The organism is Maritimibacter sp. DP1N21-5 (assembly GCF_019218295.1).
Taxonomy (GTDB): Bacteria; Pseudomonadota; Alphaproteobacteria; order Rhodobacterales; family Rhodobacteraceae; genus Maritimibacter.
On the sequence record NZ_JAHUZF010000003.1, the window covers coordinates 35,550 to 52,835 of the forward strand.

The following is a 17,286-nucleotide window of genomic DNA, read 5'->3' on the forward strand; positions in this document are numbered from 1 at the left end:
AGGACAAGATCATGAAAAGACGCGAATTTTCGGCGCTTCTCGGGGGCGGCCTCATCGGCACCGCGCTGGGCGCTCCGGCCCGCGCTTTCAGCCCGCCGACCGTCAAGCGTGCACCCGTGAAAGTCGGGGCGCTGGCCACGGGCACGGCGCAATGGGAACTGGCCGTCATCAAGGACATGAAGCTCGACGAAAAGCACGGGGTCGAGTTGGAGACGAAGGATGTCTCGGGCAAGGACGCGAGCCATGTGGCGCTCATGTCTGGTGACGTGGATATCGTGCTGTCGGACTATATCTGGGTCGCGGGCGTGCGCGCCACGGGCGAGGATTTCACCGTCGTTCCGCACAGCTATGCGGTCGGCGGGCTGATCGTTCGCCCCGACGGGCCGATCCAGACCCTGACCGACCTGCCGGGCAAGACCATCGCCATCGCGGGGGGGCCGGTGGACAAGAGCTGGGTCGCCCTCCGGGCTTACTACAAGAAGGAAACGGGCGAGGACCTCGAAGCACAGGTCGACGCGCGCTTTGGGGCGCCGCCGCTGGTCAACGAGCTGCTGCTTGAGGACAAGGCCGATGCCGCCCTCAACTTCTGGCATTTCAACGCGCGCACGAAAGCCGCCGGGATGAAAGAGCTGATCTCGGTCTCCGAGATGATGACCGGGCTCGGCATCGCCGAACAGCCGCCGCTTCTGGGCTGGGTGTTCCGGGAAAGCGTTGCCGCCGAGAAACCCGAGGCCATCAAGGGCTATCTCGATGCGAGCTTCGAGGCGAAACGGCTCCTTCTCCAGCGCGACTCGGTCTGGGACGACATCCGTCCGCTCATGAACGCCGAGGACGACGCGCTTTTCCTGCAACTGCGGGAAGATTACCGGGCCGGCATCCTGACCGACTACACGCCGGGTGTGATAGACGCCGCCGGGGCTGCCTATGCCATCATGGCCGAAGTTGGCGGACCCGATCTTGTGGGAGATGCGATGACCATGCCGGAAGGGACGTTCTGGTCCGGCTACACCACCTCCTGACCGCGCGTCCATGAAGGCCAGACGCGGTCCACCATCGGCGGTGGGACGGCTTGAATGGCTGTCCCTCCCGCTTCTCATCGTGGTCTGGGAGGTGGCGGCGCTTGTCGTCGACCACCGGCTTTTCCCGACGCCGGTCGAGGTGTTCCGCGAGATCATCCATCTGGCGACGGAGCGCCGTCTCTTGCCCGATGTCGCCAAGACGCTAGGCCGGGCGGCGGCGGCCTTCTTCATCGCCATGGCGCTGGGCATCGTGCTGGGCGGGTTGACCGGGCGCTTCAGGGTCTTCGACCGGCTCTTCGGAAGCTGGGTCCTGATCGGGCTCAATGTCCCGGCCATCGTCGTCGCGATCACCTGCTACATCTGGCTGGGCCTGACCGAGACGGCGCTGATCCTCGCCGTCGTGATCAACAAGACCCCCCTCGTTACCGTCACCATGCGTGAAGGGGTCCGAAACCTCGACCACGGATTCACCGAGCTGGCCCGCGTCTACCGCGTGCCCTTCCGGCGACAGGTGCGGCGCATCGTGATCCCGCAACTCATGCCCTATGTCCTCACCGCCGCGCGCACCGGTTTGTCGCTCATCTGGAAAATCGTTCTGGTGTTCGAGGTGCTTGGCTCCGACGGCGGGGTCGGGTTTCGCATCGGTATCTTCTTTCAAAGCTTCGATATCGCGGCAATCCTCGCCTATACGACGAGCTTCATGGCGGTCGTTTTCTTCATCGAATACGCGGTCATGCGACCGCTGGAACAAAGGGTCCTCGGATGGCGTCCGGCGTTTCGGTCTGTCTAGACATCGAGCGCAAGGCGTTCGGCGGGGATCTCCTGATGGATGGCCTGCATCTTTTCGTGCGCGAGGGCGAGGTGGTTGCCATCGTCGGCCCGTCCGGTGTCGGAAAGTCGACCATCCTGCGGATGATCGCGGGTCTCGATACGGATTACGAGGGGATGCTGCGCATCGGTGGCAAGCCGGCCGCCGAGGCTCCCGTCCCCGGCTTCGTGTTCCAGGACCCGCGCCTCTTGCCCTGGGCGACGTCGACGCAGAACCTGACACTCGTCTCCGACAGCCTTACCGAAAAGGAGGCGCACAAGTTGCTGGGCGAAATGGGGCTCGGCGGATACGAGGACGCGCTGCCCGGCGAGCTCTCAGGCGGCATGCAACGCCGCGTGTCGCTGGCCCGTGCGCTCGCCGTGAAGCCTGGTCTTCTGATCCTCGACGAGCCTTTCGTCTCGATTGACCGGAAACTGGCCCGCGATCTTTCCGCTCTTATCGCCCGGGTGATCCGGGCCTATCAGCCCACTGTCATTCTGGTGTCGCATGACCCCGAGGATGCCGCCCGGCTTGCGGATCGGATCGTGGTGCTGGATGGTCGCCCGATGGAAGTGGTGGAGGACCGACGTCTGGACGTGGCCCGCGATCTTCGCGACGAAACATGGGTGCGCGAGGAAGCGGCACGGATGGTGGGGGAAGAATGACCGGCGAACTTGTTCTCGAAATGCAGGACGTCGTGAAACGCTACGGCAGCGTGACCGCACTCGACGGTGTGTCCCTGTCGATTGCGCCGGGGCGGTTCGTCGGGCTGCTCGGTCCGAACGGGGCCGGCAAGTCGACGTTGTTCCAGATCATCGCCGGCCTCTTCGCGCCCGATTCCGGCGCGGTCGAGGTCTTTGGCATGACGCACCGCGATGCCGGGTCGGACATTCGCCGCCGTATGGGTGTGGTCTTTCAGGCGCGCTCCGTCGATCTCGACATGTCGATCCGCGCGAACCTTCGGTTTCATGGGCGGCTCTTCGGGCTGGGTGGACGGGTGCTTGACGACCGGATCGACGCGCTCGCCATGCAGTTCGGACTCGAAGACCTGTTGAAGCGTCCGGTGCGCAACCTGTCAGGTGGCCAGCAGCGCAAGGTGGAAATCGCCCGCGCCCTGATCAACGATCCGGACCTCATCATCATGGACGAACCCTCGGCGGGTCTCGACACGCCCTCGCGGCGCGCTCTGGTCGAGGATATCCGGCGTCTCGCCGCCAACAATTCGGTCGCCGTGCTCTGGGCGACGCATCTGGTGGACGAGGTCGAAGGCGCGGACGACGTCATCATGCTGGTGAAGGGCAAGGTCGTGGCGACCGGATCGCCGGCGACCTTGATCGCCGACAGCGGCGGCGGTGACCTGGTGGATGCCTACTCGCGGCTCACCGCCTAGTTATCCTTGTCCGGGGTGACGGGTGCCGGTGTCTGGTCGAACCGGAGCCCCCCGAAGTCGAAGTTCACGACCCGCGTTCCGATCCGGGCGTTGTTGCCCTGTTCGGTTTCCTCGGTTGCATCGTCCGCAATGTCCTCGGCCGGGTCTTCCTCGCCTTCTTCTTCGGCGACCTCGCCCGAGATGTCCTCGCCCTTGGCCACCTTGCCCTGCGCTTCAAGGACCAATGCGGCCAGTTCATCGGAATAAGGAAGCCGGTGCGCACGCGGCTGGCCGACGGGATAGTAGTCCTCGTCCAGTTCGCCCAGCCAAAGAAAGATTGCCCCGGGGTCGCCGGTCAGCTTGTCGGGCTCCTCGATCTGTGCCCAGTAGAGCCGGAACCGCTCTGGCGGGGCGGTGTCGGACGGCAGCCCCCGCAGCCGCCCGATGCCCTGATAGGTCAGGAACATCAGCGCCGCGATCGCTACGGTCAGCCCGGCCTTGAGGACGAGCGGAAACCTGGAATTCAGTACGACGAGAACGACGATCACCGCCACCAGCGCATAGGCGACCGTCAATGTCAGAATGGTCTGTGTCATTGCCGCACGACCTCGCCCGATCCGGTCATCATGTCGCCGCCCGGCGTGTTCGTCGTGGTCTGCCGGGTCAGGGCCACCAGCGATTTCGGTCGGTTGTTCAGGTCCTCGATTTCGTCATCGGCCAAAGTGAACCGCGCGACGGTGACTTCCTCGCCGGTGCCGGTCAGGTCGGTCTCGCCATAGTAGACGACGCGCACCGAGGGGTTCATCTTCTCGACCTTCACGCTCACCGGCACCGGCTCGGTCGAGGTGGCGATGAAATGCACGACGTTGATCACATATTCGCCGTTCATGAGCCCCCGGACCGAGACGGTTTCCTGGTTGAGAGGATTCTCGACCTCAGCGCCGTTCACGATCAGAACGTCCTTGAACTGGCCTCGGTCGTCGCGGTCCAGATGCATGAGCCCCGCCTCGCGTTCGTGATACCAGACGATATTGCCCACCGGGTCCTCGACATAGACGTCGATGTCGTCCTCATGGGCGTCGGGCCAGCGCACCGTGATCAGGATCTCGACCTCGGTGTCGATCTTGCCTTCCTCCGCGACCGGATTGATCATCGCGAAGGCGATGAAGAACATGAAGGCAAAGCCCACCAGCGCGTTGAACAGCAGGTCGGTGAAGGCGTCATATTCGCCGTCCCGGATGTCCTCGAACATCGATTAGCCCTTCGTCACGGCCGGCAGAACGACCTCGGAGAACCGGACGAGCGTCTGCGTGATCCGAAGCGCAAGGCTGTCCAGGACGTTGAACTGCATGCGAAGAAGCACCCCGGCGGACAGACCCGTGATCGTGGTCAAAAGCGCGACGGCCATGCCGCCGGTCATGCTTTGCAGCGCCGCGCGCATGGTTTCCACGTCGAACTCGCCAAGGTCGCGCATCGAAACCAGCATCAAGATAAAGCCGATCACGGTGCCCAGAAGCCCGAGCTTGTAGAGCGTGTCGGAGATGAAGACCCCCAGCCGCACCGGACCGCGCAGTTCCGAGGCAAAGGCCTGCAACACGGTTTCCGGTGATCCGGCCGAGGTGCGTTGCATGGTCGTCAGGTCGCCCACCACCCGCGCCACCCGGCGGCTTTGGGACAGGCGGGCAATCGCGCTGTCCATGTCGGGCACCCCGCCGTCCTCGAGCCCGCGCATGACCCGGGCGAGGGCGGACATCTCCCCAGAGAGGTCGAACAGGAACCACAGGCAATAAAGACTGCCCACCCCGAAGACCGCGATGATGAGCGTCGAAATCCCCGAGGTGTCGTTGTCGATGAGATAGTTCAGGTAGCCGTAATCCCACAGGATCACCGCGCCCAGACAGATCAGTGCCATCAGGAGCACCCAGCGGAACATGTCGTCGTAGGCGCGGTTGCCCACGATGCGGGCGGCAAGCGGGGAACGGTCGTTCAGGCTCTGGTCGCTCAACGGAAACCTCCGGGTGTGTTTTGCAGGCGGAACTTCCACGGCTCTTCAAATTCGACGCCGACTTCCCAAAGACCGACCTGATCGGTGATCGCGTCCATTTGGGCGTCGACGTAATCGGTGGACTGCTCGACGAAGGCGAGCGCCATGCCCCGGCGCACCATCAGCTCGTTGATCGCGTCGCCGCCGCTTTCGCAGACCCCGAAGCGCCGGCCGAAGGGGTCGGGATCGCCGGTCAGGTAACAGGTGACCTCGCCCCGCCCAGCGAGCAGTTCGAGCGTCCGCTTGGAGGCATCCGCACAGCCCCAGCGCTCGCCCTCCTTGTAGCAGGACTGGTTGCGCTCGGGCGCGTCGACACCCCAGAGGATCACGCGTTGCGGCCCGATCTTGATCACGTCGGCATCGAGGATCTCGGCCTCGCCGGACACGACATCACTGTCGCCCGCGAGCGTCCAGAAACCTGATAAGCCAATGATAAAAATAGATAAAATACTGGATTTGACGGGGATCATGTCCTATCCTTTCCGCATATCGGAGGAGCTCCCCCATGCGTATCGCAGCCATTCTCACCGCCACCCTTGTCGCTGGCCCCCTCTGGGCCGAGGCCGACCCGGATCTCGTTCAGGCCCTGCGCGAGGGCACGCGGACGGAGTGCCGGGACTGCGACCTGTCGCATGCCAACTTCAAGAAGGCCGATCTCTCCGGCGTCGACCTGACGGGGGCCGATCTGACCGGCGCACGCTTTCACCGGGCAATCCTGAACGGCACGATCTTTGCCGGGGCCAAGGCGGAGAATGCCAACTTCAATGTCGCTGAACTGCGGCAGGCCGATTTCACTGGCGCGGATCTCACCGGCGCGCTGTTTTACGAGGCGCAGCTTTCGGCCGCGAACTTCACCGATGCCATGCTCAACGGGGCCCGGATGCAACATGCGCGGATGACTGGCGCGACGCTGGTGGGCGCGCAGATCGACAACGCGCATCTGACATCCGCGCGGATCAACAACGCCGATCTCTCCGGAGCCAGCTTTTACAACACCGGCATCAGCGAGGCGAGCCTTGGCCGCTCGTCCTTTGCGGGTGTCACCATGTCCTATGTCTCGATCGTGAAAAGCGATGCGTTCCGGGCCGATTTCACGGGGGCCACGATCGAATACACCGATTTCTGGGGCACAGATCTGCGCGATGCCGATTTCACCGGCGCGATCGTGACCGAAAGCCGCTTCTCCCGCGCAAACATGCGCGGCGCGGTGATGGAGGGCGCCGAAGTGACGCGCACCTTCAACGCGGACGGGACCTATACCGAATAGGGTCATCGTACGTCCCTCACCGGCGGGGGCGAAGGCTCATAGGGCAGGCGCACCATCTCGAGCCGGGAAAAGCTTTCGAAATAGGTCGAGTTCAACTCTCGGGTTTCGCGGTTGACTGCCTCCTGTCCCGCCTTGCGCAGATAGCGTGCGTCCAGCCGCAGCGTCGCCTCGCCGTCGGGCGACGTGCCCGTGCAGACGCGTTTGGTGAAGACGTTGCCGATCATCATCTCGCTCTCAGCGAGCGGCAGGTCCTCGCACATGAGCGACCAGTCGCCGTAGCGCGCTTCGAGGTTGCGCATGAGCGTGACGGCGCGGCGGCGTTCGCGCGCCGGAATGCGCGGATCGGTCAGGATACGGATGCCTTCGATGATCCCGTCTTCGCTGACGAGGACCGAGACCATGACCTTGTGGGAAAAGACCGTCGTGCCGTCTTGCAGAACGTCATACTCCGACTCCATTGCGCGGGCGACGTAATCGAGTTCGTCATCGTAGGAGAAATGCACTTCCCGCAGGCCCGAGGCTTCAGGCGGGCAGGTCATGAATTCCGCGGGGTCGGCCAAAGGCAGGGAATAGGGGCCACCGTTCGTGCCACAGGCCAACTCGTTCACGTCGATCGGGGGAATGATCGTCACGGGTTCGCCCAGATGCGCGTCCCATATGTCGAAGGGCGCTTCCAATGCCGAGCGGTCCCGCTCCTGGGCGATGGCGCTCCCGGCGGCCAGGGCCGCGAGGAGCGTGAGTGTCAGCCTTGCCCGCATGGCTTACCGGTTGGCCAGGGGGGCGCAGTTGCGGTGTCCTGGCTCGAAGAAGGCCTCGCATTGTTCGAGCGTGGTGTCCCCCGCGCCGATCACGTCGGTGAGCATATAGGCGACGAGGTTGTCGATGTCGGCGTCCCGGATCGACTTGCCGCGGGTCGGCGCCTCGCCTTCGTCGAAATCCTCAAGCGTCATGTCGTAGCAGCGACCGTCGGAATAGGCGTTCCGGTCATGATAGGGCATTTCCGTAAAAGGCCGCCCGCAGGCGATGACTTCGTGCAGAAGCTCGGCATCGTCGGGAAACTCGCGCAGCTTCGGAGCGATCCCGACCGAACGCGGATTCCGGCCCATGCCATTTCCGTCCCAGCCATGGCATTGCACGCAGACGCCGATCCGTTCGTAAACTTCCTTGCCGCGGGCGATGTCGTAATCTTCGGGATTGAAGTCGGCGTCCTGCGCCATCAGCGGCGCTGTGAGAAGGGCCATGCCAAGGGCGGCGGCGGTTGCGAGAGTGGTTCGTGCCTTCATGGGGGGTGACTTTCCGTTCTTCGTATCGTTTGCGCGTTTCGTAACCTTCAAGACAGTTTCCGGCCGCAAGGGGTGCGGCCGGAAACCTTTTCGGTGCTCTTTGATCAGAGCGCGAAGACGTAGAGCATGTTTGCACCCTGCGTCTGTTCGATGTCCGTGTGACCGAATGTGCCAAGGCCGATGGGACCCGAGACGATCGCGACATATTGCTTGCCGTCGACCGCATAGGTCATCGCCGGTGCCTTGAACACGCCGCCAAGGTTCGTGGACCAGACCTGTTCCAGCGTTTCGGCATTGTAGGCGCCGAACGTCCCGTCCATTTCGCCGACCCACACCAGATCGCCCGAGAGCAGGACGCCGGCGTAGCCCGGATATTCCCGCATCTCTTTTTTCACGACCTGACCGGTGGCCACGTCGAGCTGGATGATCGAGCCGTCGATCTCACCCGAGTCGGCGTTCGAGCCGCCGGTGAAGATCGAACCTTGCATCACGTCTTCCGGGGCCACGGGGACCACGGAGAGTTCCGAGCAGCCTTCGATCGAATGGCCATAGGCCATGCCCGTCGCCGGATTGTAGGCGGTGGGCCAGAAGTTGATGCCACCCTGAAGGTGCGGGCAGTTTTCGATCGGGCCGCCGTCACGCCGCAGGACGACGTCCTGAGCGTAGCTTTGAAGTGACGCGTTCGGATCATAGTTCACGGGCTTGCCGGTCTTGGGGTCGACGCCTTCGGTCCAGTTGAGCTGTTCGACATACTGGCCCGAGTTGATGAACGACCCGTTGGTGCGGTCGAGGTTGTAGAAGAACCCGTTCCGACCGAAGTGGCCCACGACCTTGCGCATTTCGCCGTCGATTTCCTTGTCGATCAGCAGGTGAATGCCGACCTCGTCATAGTCGAGATAGTCGCCGGGCGTATACTGGAAGTGCCATTTCAGCTCGCCCGTATCGGCGTCAAGCGCCACGGCGGAGTTGGAATAAAGGTTGTCGCCGGGGCGGTATTCCGGGTCGAACATCGGCACCGGGTTGCCCGTGCCATAGATCAGCGTGTTCGTTTCCGGGTCATAGGAGCCAGTCACCCAGGCCGCCGCTCCGCCGGTCTTCCAGCAATCGGGGTTGCCGGATTCCTCGCAGAGCCACGTCTCGGATCCCGGCTGGCCTGGTTCCGGCACGGTGTAGAAGCGCCAGACTTCCTCGCCGGTGGCGGCGTCGAGCGCTGCGATCCAGCCGCGGGTCGCCCAGTCACCGTAGGATTGGCCGACGATGACCTTGTCCCCGACCGCGAGCGGTGCGCCCGAGAAACCTTCGCCGGGCTGGTCCGCGGTCTGCTGTTCCCAGACGATGTCGCCCGAGGCATCATCGCAGGCCACGACACGGCCATCGGGAATATTCGTGATGACGAGATCGCCCGACAGCGCGACGCCACGGTTGGCAAGCAGGATGCCCAGCGAGGGGTCCTTGTCGATGCCCGTGTCACAGATCCACTCGATCTGGCCCCGGGTGCCCGACGACACGTCGATCTTGTAGGCGGTGCCCCAGGGGTCGGTGAGATACATCTTGCCGTCCTTGACGAGCGGCGTTGTCTCCATCGCGCCAGCACCGAAAGCCGAGGGTTCCGTTCCGCCCAGCGGCACGGCAAAGGCCAGTTTCAGGCCCGAGGCGTTTTCCGGTGTGATCTCGTCCAGCGGCGAATAGCGGTGGCTGTCATAGGTGCGATGCACGGTGAGCCAGTTCGCGGCCTCCGCCTCGGATCCCGCATTGACGAGTCGTTCGGGGGTGGCGGGCTCCGCGAAGGCGGCGGTTGAAAGCAAACCCGTCGCGGCAAGCGCCGCCACGGAGGTTGTCAAAGTGCGCATGATATTCCTCCCTGCGTCCGACGTCCCCTTTTGCGGGGTACGACCAAGGTATTGGAACGCGGGCGGGCATCCGATGGGTCTATATGACAGATAGGCAAACACGATGCAGAGCCGAAAAGGCGATCCCTTACACGGGTTTGCCAGCCCCGAGGGCGCGGCCTATTCGGCGGCGGCCACCACGAAGTCTTGCAGCTGTGGCAACGGCCGGATTCGCTCGCGCACCTGCGTGTCGTTGTAGGTCTGGCGCACGTATTCGCTGATCTTCGAGGCGAAGGTCGCGAAGGGTTTCAGGCTCATCAGGTGCTTGGGCATCACGAAGACCACCTCGCGGACATGCTCGCCAATGTCGTAGACCTTGATCCGGTTCAGCACCTGCTCGGGCAAGTTCGGCAGGAGAGAAATCGGCGTGTGACAGGTGGCGAGCCCGGCCGCGACGACATCGACCGCCGCCTGATGCGTCACGCAGCCGAAATAGGGCGACGCGAAGGGCAGCGACGCGCGATACCAGTTGTCCGAGCGTTCGCGCCACGGAATTGGCGGGGTCACGTCGACATAGCGGTTGAGAGCCTCGGCGCCCGGCGCCACGTCGAGCCGGTCAAGAGCCAGCGCCAGAACCTCTTCCGGAATGCTCGCAGGCACGGCCAGGACGATACGATCCTTGAACAGGGGTTCGATATGGAAGGAGGCGCGTTGGTCTTCGATGCTGGCGGCGCTGACGACGCCGCAGTTGAACTTGTGCGCGTTTATGTTTTCGACCACCTCGGCCGATGTCAGGCCCCAGTCGAAATCGAAGCGCGCGAACTGATCGAGCTCCAGCGCGGTCTGTGCCGCAACCTCGGTAAATCGTCCTCGCAACGAAGGCGTCGTGCCGAAATGCAGGGTGAGCCGCTTTTCGTCGAAGAGTATCCGGTGCTGTTGTTCGGCATTCTCGAACTCGGTGAGGATCCGGTGGCTCGCCTTGTACCAATACTCGCCCGCCGCAGTCAGCCGCAGGCTTTCGCCGCGTCCGCGATGGATCAGTTGCACGCCGAGCAGCTCTTCCATCTTCGCGAGTTGCTGCGAGATGGTCGGCTGGGACAGGCCGAGCACGCGCTTTGCATGGCTGATGGAGCCAGCGACCACGATGGCGTGGAAGACCTCCATTTGCTTGACCGTCAGGCGCATCTTCGATCCATTCAAATTATTGAATAGTTTAAGCTATCCGCTTTCTGCATACGAGCAGTCTATCGGTTGCATTTTCAAAAGCAATAACTCGTGCACAACAAATGCAACGCTCGTTTGCGGGCGCCCCGAGTCGAAATGAGACGCCTTTGACCCAGAATAGGTCGCTTCACGACTTCGGCGAGCGCAAATAATAGGCGGTCTCGACGGATTGCGCGCAAAAATCGTGCAAACTCGGCTCTGGACCAAACGGAACACGCTCGTCAATTGCCGCCGGGAGGGTGCCGCCACACCTTACCCCTGCCCTTAGGGACGTGGCGTGAGCCGCAGGGGTGTGCGACGACCAGACCAGATGCAGAACGGACGGTCGCCGCACGGATGCAACAACAACTGTTGCGGGGACGGATATGGTTGCCATTGCCGCGTTCGGCAAGGCGGCATCATGCCCCGCGTGGGAGAGATACATGAAATTCGTGAAAACGCTTCTCGCAGGGACCGTCGCCGCTGCCGCGCTGACAACCGCCGCCTCGGCGCAGGACTGTCCGATCAAGGTCGGCGTGCTCCATTCGCTGTCCGGCACCATGGCCATTTCCGAAACCACCCTGAAAGACACCATGGAAATGCTGGTTGCCCAGCAGAACGAGAAAGGCGGCCTGCTCGGCTGCGATCTGGAAGCGGTCGTCGTGGACCCCGCGTCGGACTGGCCACTCTTTGCGGAGAAGGCGCGCGAGCTTCTGACCGTGCATGAAGTCGACGTGATCTTCGGCAACTGGACGAGCGTCTCGCGCAAGTCGGTGCTTCCGGTCATCGAAGAGCTGAACGGACTTCTCTTCTACCCGGTGCAATACGAGGGCGAAGAGTCCTCCAAGAACGTCTTCTACACCGGCGCCGCCCCGAACCAGCAGGCGATCCCGGCCACCGATTACTTCCTTGAGGAACTCGGCGTCGAGAAATTCGCGCTGCTCGGCACCGACTACGTCTATCCGCGCACCACGAACAACATCCTCGAGAGCTATCTCAAGGACAAAGGCATCGCCGCCGAAGACATCTTCGTGAACTACACGCCCTTCGGCCACTCGGACTGGTCCAAGATCGTGGCGGACGTCGTGGCGCTGGGCGCGGACGGCAAGAAGGTCGGCGTGATCTCGACCATCAACGGGGACGCGAACGTGGGCTTTTACAAGGAACTCGCGGCTGCCGGTATCTCGGCTGACGACATCCCCGTCGTGGCCTTCTCGGTTGGTGAAGAAGAGCTTGCCGGTCTCGATACCTCGAACCTCGTCGGCCACCTCGCGGCCTGGAACTATTTCATGTCGGCGGACACCGAAGCCAACGCCGAGTTCATCTCGGCCTGGCACGAGTTCATCGGTTCCGAAGAGCGCGTGACCAACGACCCGATGGAAGCCCATTACATTGGCTTCAACATGTGGGTGAACGCGGCGACCGCCGCCGGCACCACCGATGTGGACGCGGTGCGCGAAGCGATGTGGGGTCAGGAATTCCCGAACCTCACCGGCGGCACCGCGGTGATGGGTGTGAACCACCACCTCTCCAAGCCCGTTCTCATTGGCGAGATCCAGGCCGACGGCCAGTTCGACATCATCTCGGAAACCGACCCGGTTCCCGGCGACGCCTGGACCGACTTCCTCCCGGAATCGGCCGTGCTCGAGTCGGATTGGAAAGACCTCCAGTGCGGCATGTACAACACCGAGACCAAGACCTGCGTCCAGCTGACGTCCAACTACTAAGAAACGCGAATCTTGGGCGGCGGGGTTTTCCTGCCGCCCTTCTTTGACGACATCGGGGTGGGGTCGATGGTGAAACGCCTATTACTGGTCGTGCTGGCGGTGCTGTGCCTTGCGACCCAAGTGGTCGCGCAGGATGCAGCCGCGCCGACCGACGCGGAAACGACCGCACCCGGCCCTGCGGAAGAGGTCGTGCTTGGACCGATGCAGGACGTCCTGCAATCCGTCGCCGACCTCATCGCGGAAAGCTCCCGCCGGACGATCCAGCCTGCTATTGATGCCGTGGCTGGTTCCGGGCTCGATACCGTGCCCTTCGTACTGGAAACCTGGCAAGCGCGCGACATGTGGCAGCGCACCTCCGACGGCCTGTTCTTCAAGGCAGTCAAGTCGGGTGACACTTACGAGCTGACCGATTTCGACACGGGCGAGGTCGTGGCGACCGTCACCAAGGACGAGATCGACCAGATCAAGCCGAACTCTGGCATACAAGGGTTGATCGGGTCCGCGCTCGTCGCGTTCCAGCTCAATGACCCCGATCCCGCCAAACGGCGCGCGGCACTCGCCTCGCTCGAACGCAATGCCAGTGCCGATCTCCTCGCCGTGCTGCGCGCGTCGATCGAGACCGAGGAAGACCCGGACATCAAGGCCCGCAAGGAGCGGCTCGAAAAGCTTATCACGATCACCTACGGCACCGACCCGGCGAACCGCATCGCGGCGATCGAGGCCGTCTCGGGCGATCTTGACGTGTCTGTTCGCGGCGCGCTGAACCCCCTGGTGGCGACCCGCATCATGGCCTTCGATGGCGATGTGCCCGAGGATGTGAACGTGGCCCGCGAGTTGCGGCCGGGGACCGAAGCGCTGTCGCGCGAAGACGCCTATGCGCTGACCGATGGCGAACCGTTCCTGACCGACGCCGACCTGCGCAACCTGTTGCAGGCGAACATCGTGGACGGCGCCGTGGGGGGCGTGCCGGTATCCGAGCTTTCGGACCCGGAACGCCGGGTGGCGGCTTTCGACGCGCTCGAGGCCGCTGGCACCGTTCCCCCTGCCGCGACCGAGGAAGACGTCGACGCCGCGCTCGACGGCATGACCTTTGCTTCCGTCTATGCAGAACCGAACGCCGAGGTGACGGAAGCCGCCCGGGCGGCGCTCACCGCCATCGAAACCAAGGTGGGGCTCAACCAGACCCTCGACCTCGGGCTTGACGCGCTGTCGCTCGCTTCGATCTATTTCCTCGCGGCCATCGGCCTTGCCATCACCTTTGGCGTCATGGGGGTCATCAACATGGCCCATGGCGAGTTCATCATGATGGGCGCCTACACCGGTTACGTGGTGCAACAGATCGTCCCGAACCACACCGCATCCATCCTACTGGCGATCCCGCTCGCCTTCGCCGTGACCTTTGCGGCAGGTGTCGCGATGGAGCGGCTGGTGATCCGTTTCCTCTACAACCGCCCGCTCGAAACGCTGCTCGCCACCTTCGGGATCTCCATTGCGCTTCAGCAGCTCGCAAAGAACATCTTTGGCACGCAGGCGCGGCCGCTCACCTCGCCCGACTGGCTCGGCGGGGCATGGACGCTGAATGACGTGGTGTCGATCTCCACGGTGCGCATCGCGATCTTCGTGCTCGCGCTTATCTTCCTCGCCGTGTTCCTCTTCATCATGAAGCGGACGCGGCTGGGGCTTGAGACGCGGGCGGTGACGCAGAACCGGGGCATGGCGAGCGCCATGGGGATCAACCCCGAACGCGTGAACATGCTGACCTTCGGCCTTGGCTCCGGCATCGCGGGCATCGCGGGCGTCGCGATCGGGCTTTATGCGCAGGTCACGTCCGAGATCGGTCAGGCCTACATCGTCCAGTCCTTCATGACGGTCGTGGTCGGCGGTGTCGGCAACATCTGGGGCACGCTTCTGGGTGCCGGGCTGATTGGTATCCTCCAAAAGGGGATCGAGTGGTTCAACCCGTCAAACACGCTCGCCGCGCAGACCTACATGATCATCTTCATCATCATCTTCATCCAGTTCCGGCCAAGGGGCATCATCGCTCTCAAGGGTCGCGCGGCGGGGGATTGAGCCATGCAGCGCAGCTTTCTCATGAAGAACCCCTCGGTTCTGATCTTTCTCGCGGTGCTGGCGATCTTCACGATCCTCGTCACCTTCACCTCCGACGCCTTCGGGCCAGGGATCATCTCGACGAGCTTCGTCAAGACACTGGGAAAGACGCTCTGTCTCGCGCTTATCGCGGTCGCGATGGACCTGATCTGGGGCTATGCGGGGATCCTGTCTCTGGGGCATTTCGCCTTCTTCGGGCTCGGCGGATACATGATCGGCATGTGGCTCATGTATGAGCGGACGAAGGAGATCGTGGCCGGGTCCATGGCCCAGAATCCGATCCCGCCGACCGAGCAGGAGATCGTGGATGGCATCGGCACCCAGATCTTCGGTGTCGTGGGATCGTCCGACTTCCCGATCATCTGGGCCTTTGCCGACAGCCTGTTCCTGCAACTCCTGCTCGTCGTCGCTGTGCCGGGGCTGCTCGCGCTCGTCTTCGGCTGGCTCGCCTTCCGGTCGCGGGTCACCGGGGTCTATCTCTCGATCCTGACACAGGCCATGACGCTTGCCCTGTCGCTCTACCTTTTCCAGAACGACTCTGGGCTGCGCGGCAACAACGGGCTCTCGGGGCTTCAGAACCTTCCCGGCGTCACCGCCTCGCAGGACTTCGTGTCGATCTGGTTCTTCTGGGCCTCGGCTCTGGCCCTCGGACTTGGCTATGTCTTCGCCGCCTGGGTCGTGTCGGGCAAGTTCGGCTCGGTCATTCGCGGCATCCGCGACAATGAGGCGCGGGTGCGGTTCCTTGGTTATTCGGTCGAGGGCTACAAGCTCTTCCTCTTTACCGTCACCGCTATGATCGCGGGGATCGCGGGGGCGCTCTACTACCCGCAGGCGGGTATCATCAACCCGGCGGAAATTGCGCCCATCGCGTCGATCTACCTCGCGGTCTGGGTCGCGATTGGCGGGCGCGGGCGGCTCTACGGGGCAGTCATCGGCGCGGTCTTCGTGTCGCTCGTTTCAACCTATTTCACCGGGGGGCAGGCACCCGACATCGACCTCGGGTTCTACCGCCTTCAGTGGGTCGACTGGTGGACCATCCTTCTGGGCCTGTCTTTCGTCCTCGTCACGCTTTTCGCGCCCAAAGGGATCGGCGGTCTCTTTGATCTCGTGTCGCATCGGCGCACGCCGGACCGGCACGGCGCCGACCTTGGCCCGGATCAGGGGTCCTTGCGCGAACGGGAGGCCGAGGAATGAGCACGCTACTGGAAGTGAACGGCATCTCCGTCACCTTCGACGGGTTCCGCGCGATCAACAACCTTTCCTTCAACATCGGCCCGGCCGAAATGCGGGCGATCATCGGACCCAACGGCGCGGGCAAGACCACCTTCATGGACATCGTGACGGGCAAGACCCGGCCGGATGAGGGCAAGGTGCTCTGGGGCGAGTTGTCGCGAAATCTCGTCGGCATGAACGAGGCGCGCATCGCGCAGGAAGGCATCGGGCGCAAGTTCCAGAAACCGACCGTCTTCGAGGATCAGACCGTTGAGGAGAACCTCCTCATGGCGGTCAAGAACAAGCGCGGCGCGTTTTCCGTATTGTTCTGGAAACCTTCGGACGCCGACATGAACCGAGTCGCAGAGCTCGCCGCCGAGATCGGGCTGGCGAATGAGCTGAAGCGCAAGTCGGGCGAGCTGTCGCACGGCCAGAAGCAGTGGCTCGAAATCGGGATGTTGCTCGCGCAGGAGCCGCGCCTGCTCTTGGTCGACGAACCCGCCGCGGGGATGACGCCCGAGGAGCGGGAAAAGACCACCGACATCCTGGTGGAGGCGGCCAAGACCCGCGCCGTGGTCGTGGTCGAGCACGACATGGAGTTCGTGCGGCGGCTCAACTGCAAGGTGACCGTGCTGCACGAAGGGTCGGTTCTGGCCGAGGGGTCATTGGATCACGTCACGTCGAACCAGCAGGTCATCGACGTCTATCTGGGGCGCTGAGATGCTGAGAATCGACGATTTCACCCTGCATTACGGACACTCCCAGATCCTGAACGGGATCAGCATGGAGGCCGAGACCGGCAAGATCACCTGTGTCATGGGCACCAACGGCGTCGGCAAGACCAGCCTCATTCGCGCCATTTGCGGGCGGCATCCGCGCTCCGGTGGCACGATGGTGCTGGACGGCGAGGCGCTGCCCGTCCTGTCGCCCCACGCGCTTGCCAAGAAGGGCGTCGCTCTGGTGCCGCAGGGACGCGAAATCTTTCCCCTGCTCACCGTGCGCGAGAACATGGAGACCGCCTTCGCCTGCCTGCCCAAGGGCGAACACGAGGTGCCCGAAGCGATGTTCGAGCTTTTCCCCGTGCTCAAGGAAATGCAGAACCGGCGCGGCGGCGACCTGTCGGGTGGACAACAGCAGCAGTTGGCGATTGCGCGGGCGCTCATCACCAAGCCCAAGCTCCTCCTCCTCGACGAGCCGACCGAAGGCATCCAGCCCAACATCATCCAGCAGATCGGGCGGGTCATCCAGATGCTGCGCGACGAGGGGAAGATGGCCATCGTTCTGGTCGAACAGTTCTTCGACTTCGCCCATGACCTTGGCGACCGTTTCGTCGTGCTGCGTCGCGGGGCCGTGACGCTCTCTGGTCCGAAAGGCGAGGTGACGCGCGACCAACTGCTCAAGGGCGTGTCGGTCTAG

The 17,286-nt window shown here is 63.4% G+C and carries 18 protein-coding genes; 10 read left to right on the forward strand and 8 right to left on the reverse strand.

Annotation, left to right across the window (positions count from 1 at the left end; genetic code table 11):
- Positions 1-11: 11 nt before the first annotated feature.
- Genes KJP29_RS01875 through KJP29_RS01890 form a run of 4 tightly spaced genes read left to right on the forward strand, consistent with a single transcriptional unit; the run spans position 12 to position 3,217 of the window.
- Positions 12-1,019: an ABC transporter substrate-binding protein gene (locus KJP29_RS01875; RefSeq protein ID WP_218461852.1), complete on the forward strand. Its 1,008-nt coding sequence runs from the start codon at positions 12-14 to the stop codon at positions 1,017-1,019.
- A gap of 10 nt (positions 1,020-1,029) precedes the next feature.
- Positions 1,030-1,809, forward strand: a complete 780-nt coding sequence (locus KJP29_RS01880; protein WP_218461853.1) for an ABC transporter permease — start codon at positions 1,030-1,032, stop codon at positions 1,807-1,809.
- Positions 1,782-2,492 carry an ABC transporter ATP-binding protein gene (locus KJP29_RS01885; protein ID WP_218461854.1) on the forward strand — a complete coding sequence of 237 codons (711 nt, stop codon included), beginning with the start codon at positions 1,782-1,784 and terminating at the stop codon, positions 2,490-2,492. The genes KJP29_RS01880 and KJP29_RS01885 overlap by 28 nt, the downstream gene beginning before the upstream one ends.
- Positions 2,489-3,217 (forward strand): ATP-binding cassette domain-containing protein, encoded by a 729-nt coding sequence (locus tag KJP29_RS01890; RefSeq protein WP_218461855.1) that lies wholly within the window; start codon positions 2,489-2,491, stop codon positions 3,215-3,217. Before KJP29_RS01885 ends, KJP29_RS01890 begins: the two co-directional genes overlap by 4 nt.
- On the opposite strand, the gene KJP29_RS01895 is transcribed toward KJP29_RS01890, so the two are convergent.
- From KJP29_RS01895 to KJP29_RS01910, 4 genes are read right to left on the reverse strand one after another with little or no spacing between them, the layout of a single operon-like run.
- Entirely contained in the window at positions 3,214-3,792 is a 579-nt protein-coding gene (locus tag KJP29_RS01895) for a hypothetical protein (RefSeq protein ID WP_218461856.1), read from the reverse strand. The two genes, KJP29_RS01890 and KJP29_RS01895, sit on opposite strands and share 4 nt — an antisense overlap.
- On the reverse strand, positions 3,789-4,448 hold the full coding sequence (locus KJP29_RS01900; protein WP_218461857.1) for a hypothetical protein: 660 nt from the start codon (positions 4,446-4,448) through the stop codon (positions 3,789-3,791). Before KJP29_RS01900 ends, KJP29_RS01895 begins: the two co-directional genes overlap by 4 nt.
- Before the next feature lie 3 nt (positions 4,449-4,451).
- The gene (locus KJP29_RS01905) at positions 4,452-5,201 is read right to left on the reverse strand and encodes a MotA/TolQ/ExbB proton channel family protein (RefSeq protein ID WP_218461858.1); all 750 of its coding nucleotides are present in this window, start codon (positions 5,199-5,201) and stop codon (positions 4,452-4,454) included.
- Entirely contained in the window at positions 5,198-5,710 is a 513-nt protein-coding gene (locus tag KJP29_RS01910; RefSeq protein ID WP_218461859.1) for a thermonuclease family protein, read from the reverse strand. The genes KJP29_RS01905 and KJP29_RS01910 overlap by 4 nt, the downstream gene beginning before the upstream one ends.
- A gap of 35 nt (positions 5,711-5,745) precedes the next feature.
- On the opposite strand from KJP29_RS01910, the gene KJP29_RS01915 reads away from it, so the two are divergent.
- Positions 5,746-6,507: a pentapeptide repeat-containing protein gene (locus KJP29_RS01915; protein WP_218461860.1), complete on the forward strand. Its 762-nt coding sequence runs from the start codon at positions 5,746-5,748 to the stop codon at positions 6,505-6,507.
- Between the two features lie 2 nt (positions 6,508-6,509).
- Here the strand turns inward: KJP29_RS01915 and KJP29_RS01920 are convergent, their stop codons facing one another.
- The 4 genes from KJP29_RS01920 to KJP29_RS01935 all read right to left on the reverse strand — a co-directional run bounded on the left by KJP29_RS01920 (position 6,510) and on the right by KJP29_RS01935 (position 10,804).
- Entirely contained in the window at positions 6,510-7,265 is a 756-nt protein-coding gene (locus tag KJP29_RS01920) for a hypothetical protein (protein ID WP_218461861.1), read from the reverse strand.
- A 3-nt stretch (positions 7,266-7,268) separates the two neighbouring features.
- Positions 7,269-7,790 carry a cytochrome c gene (locus tag KJP29_RS01925; RefSeq protein ID WP_218461862.1) on the reverse strand — a complete coding sequence of 174 codons (522 nt, stop codon included), beginning with the start codon at positions 7,788-7,790 and terminating at the stop codon, positions 7,269-7,271.
- Positions 7,791-7,894: 104 nt separating this feature from the next.
- Positions 7,895-9,640 carry a PQQ-binding-like beta-propeller repeat protein gene (locus tag KJP29_RS01930; RefSeq protein ID WP_218461863.1) on the reverse strand — a complete coding sequence of 582 codons (1,746 nt, stop codon included), beginning with the start codon at positions 9,638-9,640 and terminating at the stop codon, positions 7,895-7,897.
- Positions 9,641-9,799: 159 nt separating this feature from the next.
- Entirely contained in the window at positions 9,800-10,804 is a 1,005-nt protein-coding gene (locus tag KJP29_RS01935; protein WP_218461864.1) for a LysR family transcriptional regulator, read from the reverse strand.
- 461 nt (positions 10,805-11,265) lie between these two features.
- Between KJP29_RS01935 and urtA the strand changes: the two genes are divergently transcribed.
- The 5 genes from urtA (at position 11,266) to urtE (ending at position 17,286) form a co-directional block, all read left to right on the forward strand.
- Positions 11,266-12,549 carry an urea ABC transporter substrate-binding protein gene (gene urtA, locus KJP29_RS01940; RefSeq protein WP_218461865.1) on the forward strand — a complete coding sequence of 428 codons (1,284 nt, stop codon included), beginning with the start codon at positions 11,266-11,268 and terminating at the stop codon, positions 12,547-12,549.
- Positions 12,550-12,615: 66 nt separating this feature from the next.
- Positions 12,616-14,619: an urea ABC transporter permease subunit UrtB gene (urtB, locus tag KJP29_RS01945; RefSeq protein WP_218462341.1), complete on the forward strand. Its 2,004-nt coding sequence runs from the start codon at positions 12,616-12,618 to the stop codon at positions 14,617-14,619.
- A gap of 3 nt (positions 14,620-14,622) precedes the next feature.
- On the forward strand, positions 14,623-15,852 hold the full coding sequence (gene urtC, locus KJP29_RS01950; protein ID WP_218461866.1) for an urea ABC transporter permease subunit UrtC: 1,230 nt from the start codon (positions 14,623-14,625) through the stop codon (positions 15,850-15,852).
- Positions 15,849-16,589, forward strand: a complete 741-nt coding sequence (gene urtD / locus KJP29_RS01955; RefSeq protein WP_218461867.1) for an urea ABC transporter ATP-binding protein UrtD — start codon at positions 15,849-15,851, stop codon at positions 16,587-16,589. Before urtC ends, urtD begins: the two co-directional genes overlap by 4 nt.
- A gap of 1 nt (position 16,590) precedes the next feature.
- Positions 16,591-17,286: an urea ABC transporter ATP-binding subunit UrtE gene (urtE, locus tag KJP29_RS01960; protein ID WP_218461868.1), complete on the forward strand. Its 696-nt coding sequence runs from the start codon at positions 16,591-16,593 to the stop codon at positions 17,284-17,286.

Excerpts from the sequence above, each read along its gene's own strand:
- KJP29_RS01890 (WP_218461855.1), top strand. The coding sequence starts at position 2,489 with ATGACCGGCGAACTTGTTCTCGAAATGCAGGACGTCGTGAAACGCTAC.
- urtA (WP_218461865.1), top strand. The coding sequence starts at position 11,266 with ATGAAATTCGTGAAAACGCTTCTCGCAGGGACCGTCGCCGCTGCCGCG.
- KJP29_RS01920 (WP_218461861.1), bottom strand. The coding sequence starts at position 7,265 with ATGCGGGCAAGGCTGACACTCACGCTCCTCGCGGCCCTGGCCGCCGGG.
- KJP29_RS01935 (WP_218461864.1), bottom strand. The coding sequence starts at position 10,804 with ATGCGCCTGACGGTCAAGCAAATGGAGGTCTTCCACGCCATCGTGGTC.
- KJP29_RS01885 (WP_218461854.1), top strand. The coding sequence starts at position 1,782 with ATGGCGTCCGGCGTTTCGGTCTGTCTAGACATCGAGCGCAAGGCGTTC.
- KJP29_RS01880 (WP_218461853.1), top strand. The coding sequence starts at position 1,030 with ATGAAGGCCAGACGCGGTCCACCATCGGCGGTGGGACGGCTTGAATGG.
- KJP29_RS01930 (WP_218461863.1), bottom strand. The coding sequence starts at position 9,640 with ATGCGCACTTTGACAACCTCCGTGGCGGCGCTTGCCGCGACGGGTTTG.
- urtE (WP_218461868.1), top strand. The coding sequence starts at position 16,591 with ATGCTGAGAATCGACGATTTCACCCTGCATTACGGACACTCCCAGATC.
- KJP29_RS01875 (WP_218461852.1), top strand. The coding sequence starts at position 12 with ATGAAAAGACGCGAATTTTCGGCGCTTCTCGGGGGCGGCCTCATCGGC.
- KJP29_RS01900 (WP_218461857.1), bottom strand. The coding sequence starts at position 4,448 with ATGTTCGAGGACATCCGGGACGGCGAATATGACGCCTTCACCGACCTG.
- urtD (WP_218461867.1), top strand. The coding sequence starts at position 15,849 with ATGAGCACGCTACTGGAAGTGAACGGCATCTCCGTCACCTTCGACGGG.
- KJP29_RS01910 (WP_218461859.1), bottom strand. The coding sequence starts at position 5,710 with ATGATCCCCGTCAAATCCAGTATTTTATCTATTTTTATCATTGGCTTA.
- KJP29_RS01925 (WP_218461862.1), bottom strand. The coding sequence starts at position 7,790 with ATGAAGGCACGAACCACTCTCGCAACCGCCGCCGCCCTTGGCATGGCC.
- KJP29_RS01895 (WP_218461856.1), bottom strand. The coding sequence starts at position 3,792 with ATGACACAGACCATTCTGACATTGACGGTCGCCTATGCGCTGGTGGCG.
- urtB (WP_218462341.1), top strand. The coding sequence starts at position 12,616 with ATGGTGAAACGCCTATTACTGGTCGTGCTGGCGGTGCTGTGCCTTGCG.
- KJP29_RS01915 (WP_218461860.1), top strand. The coding sequence starts at position 5,746 with ATGCGTATCGCAGCCATTCTCACCGCCACCCTTGTCGCTGGCCCCCTC.
- urtC (WP_218461866.1), top strand. The coding sequence starts at position 14,623 with ATGCAGCGCAGCTTTCTCATGAAGAACCCCTCGGTTCTGATCTTTCTC.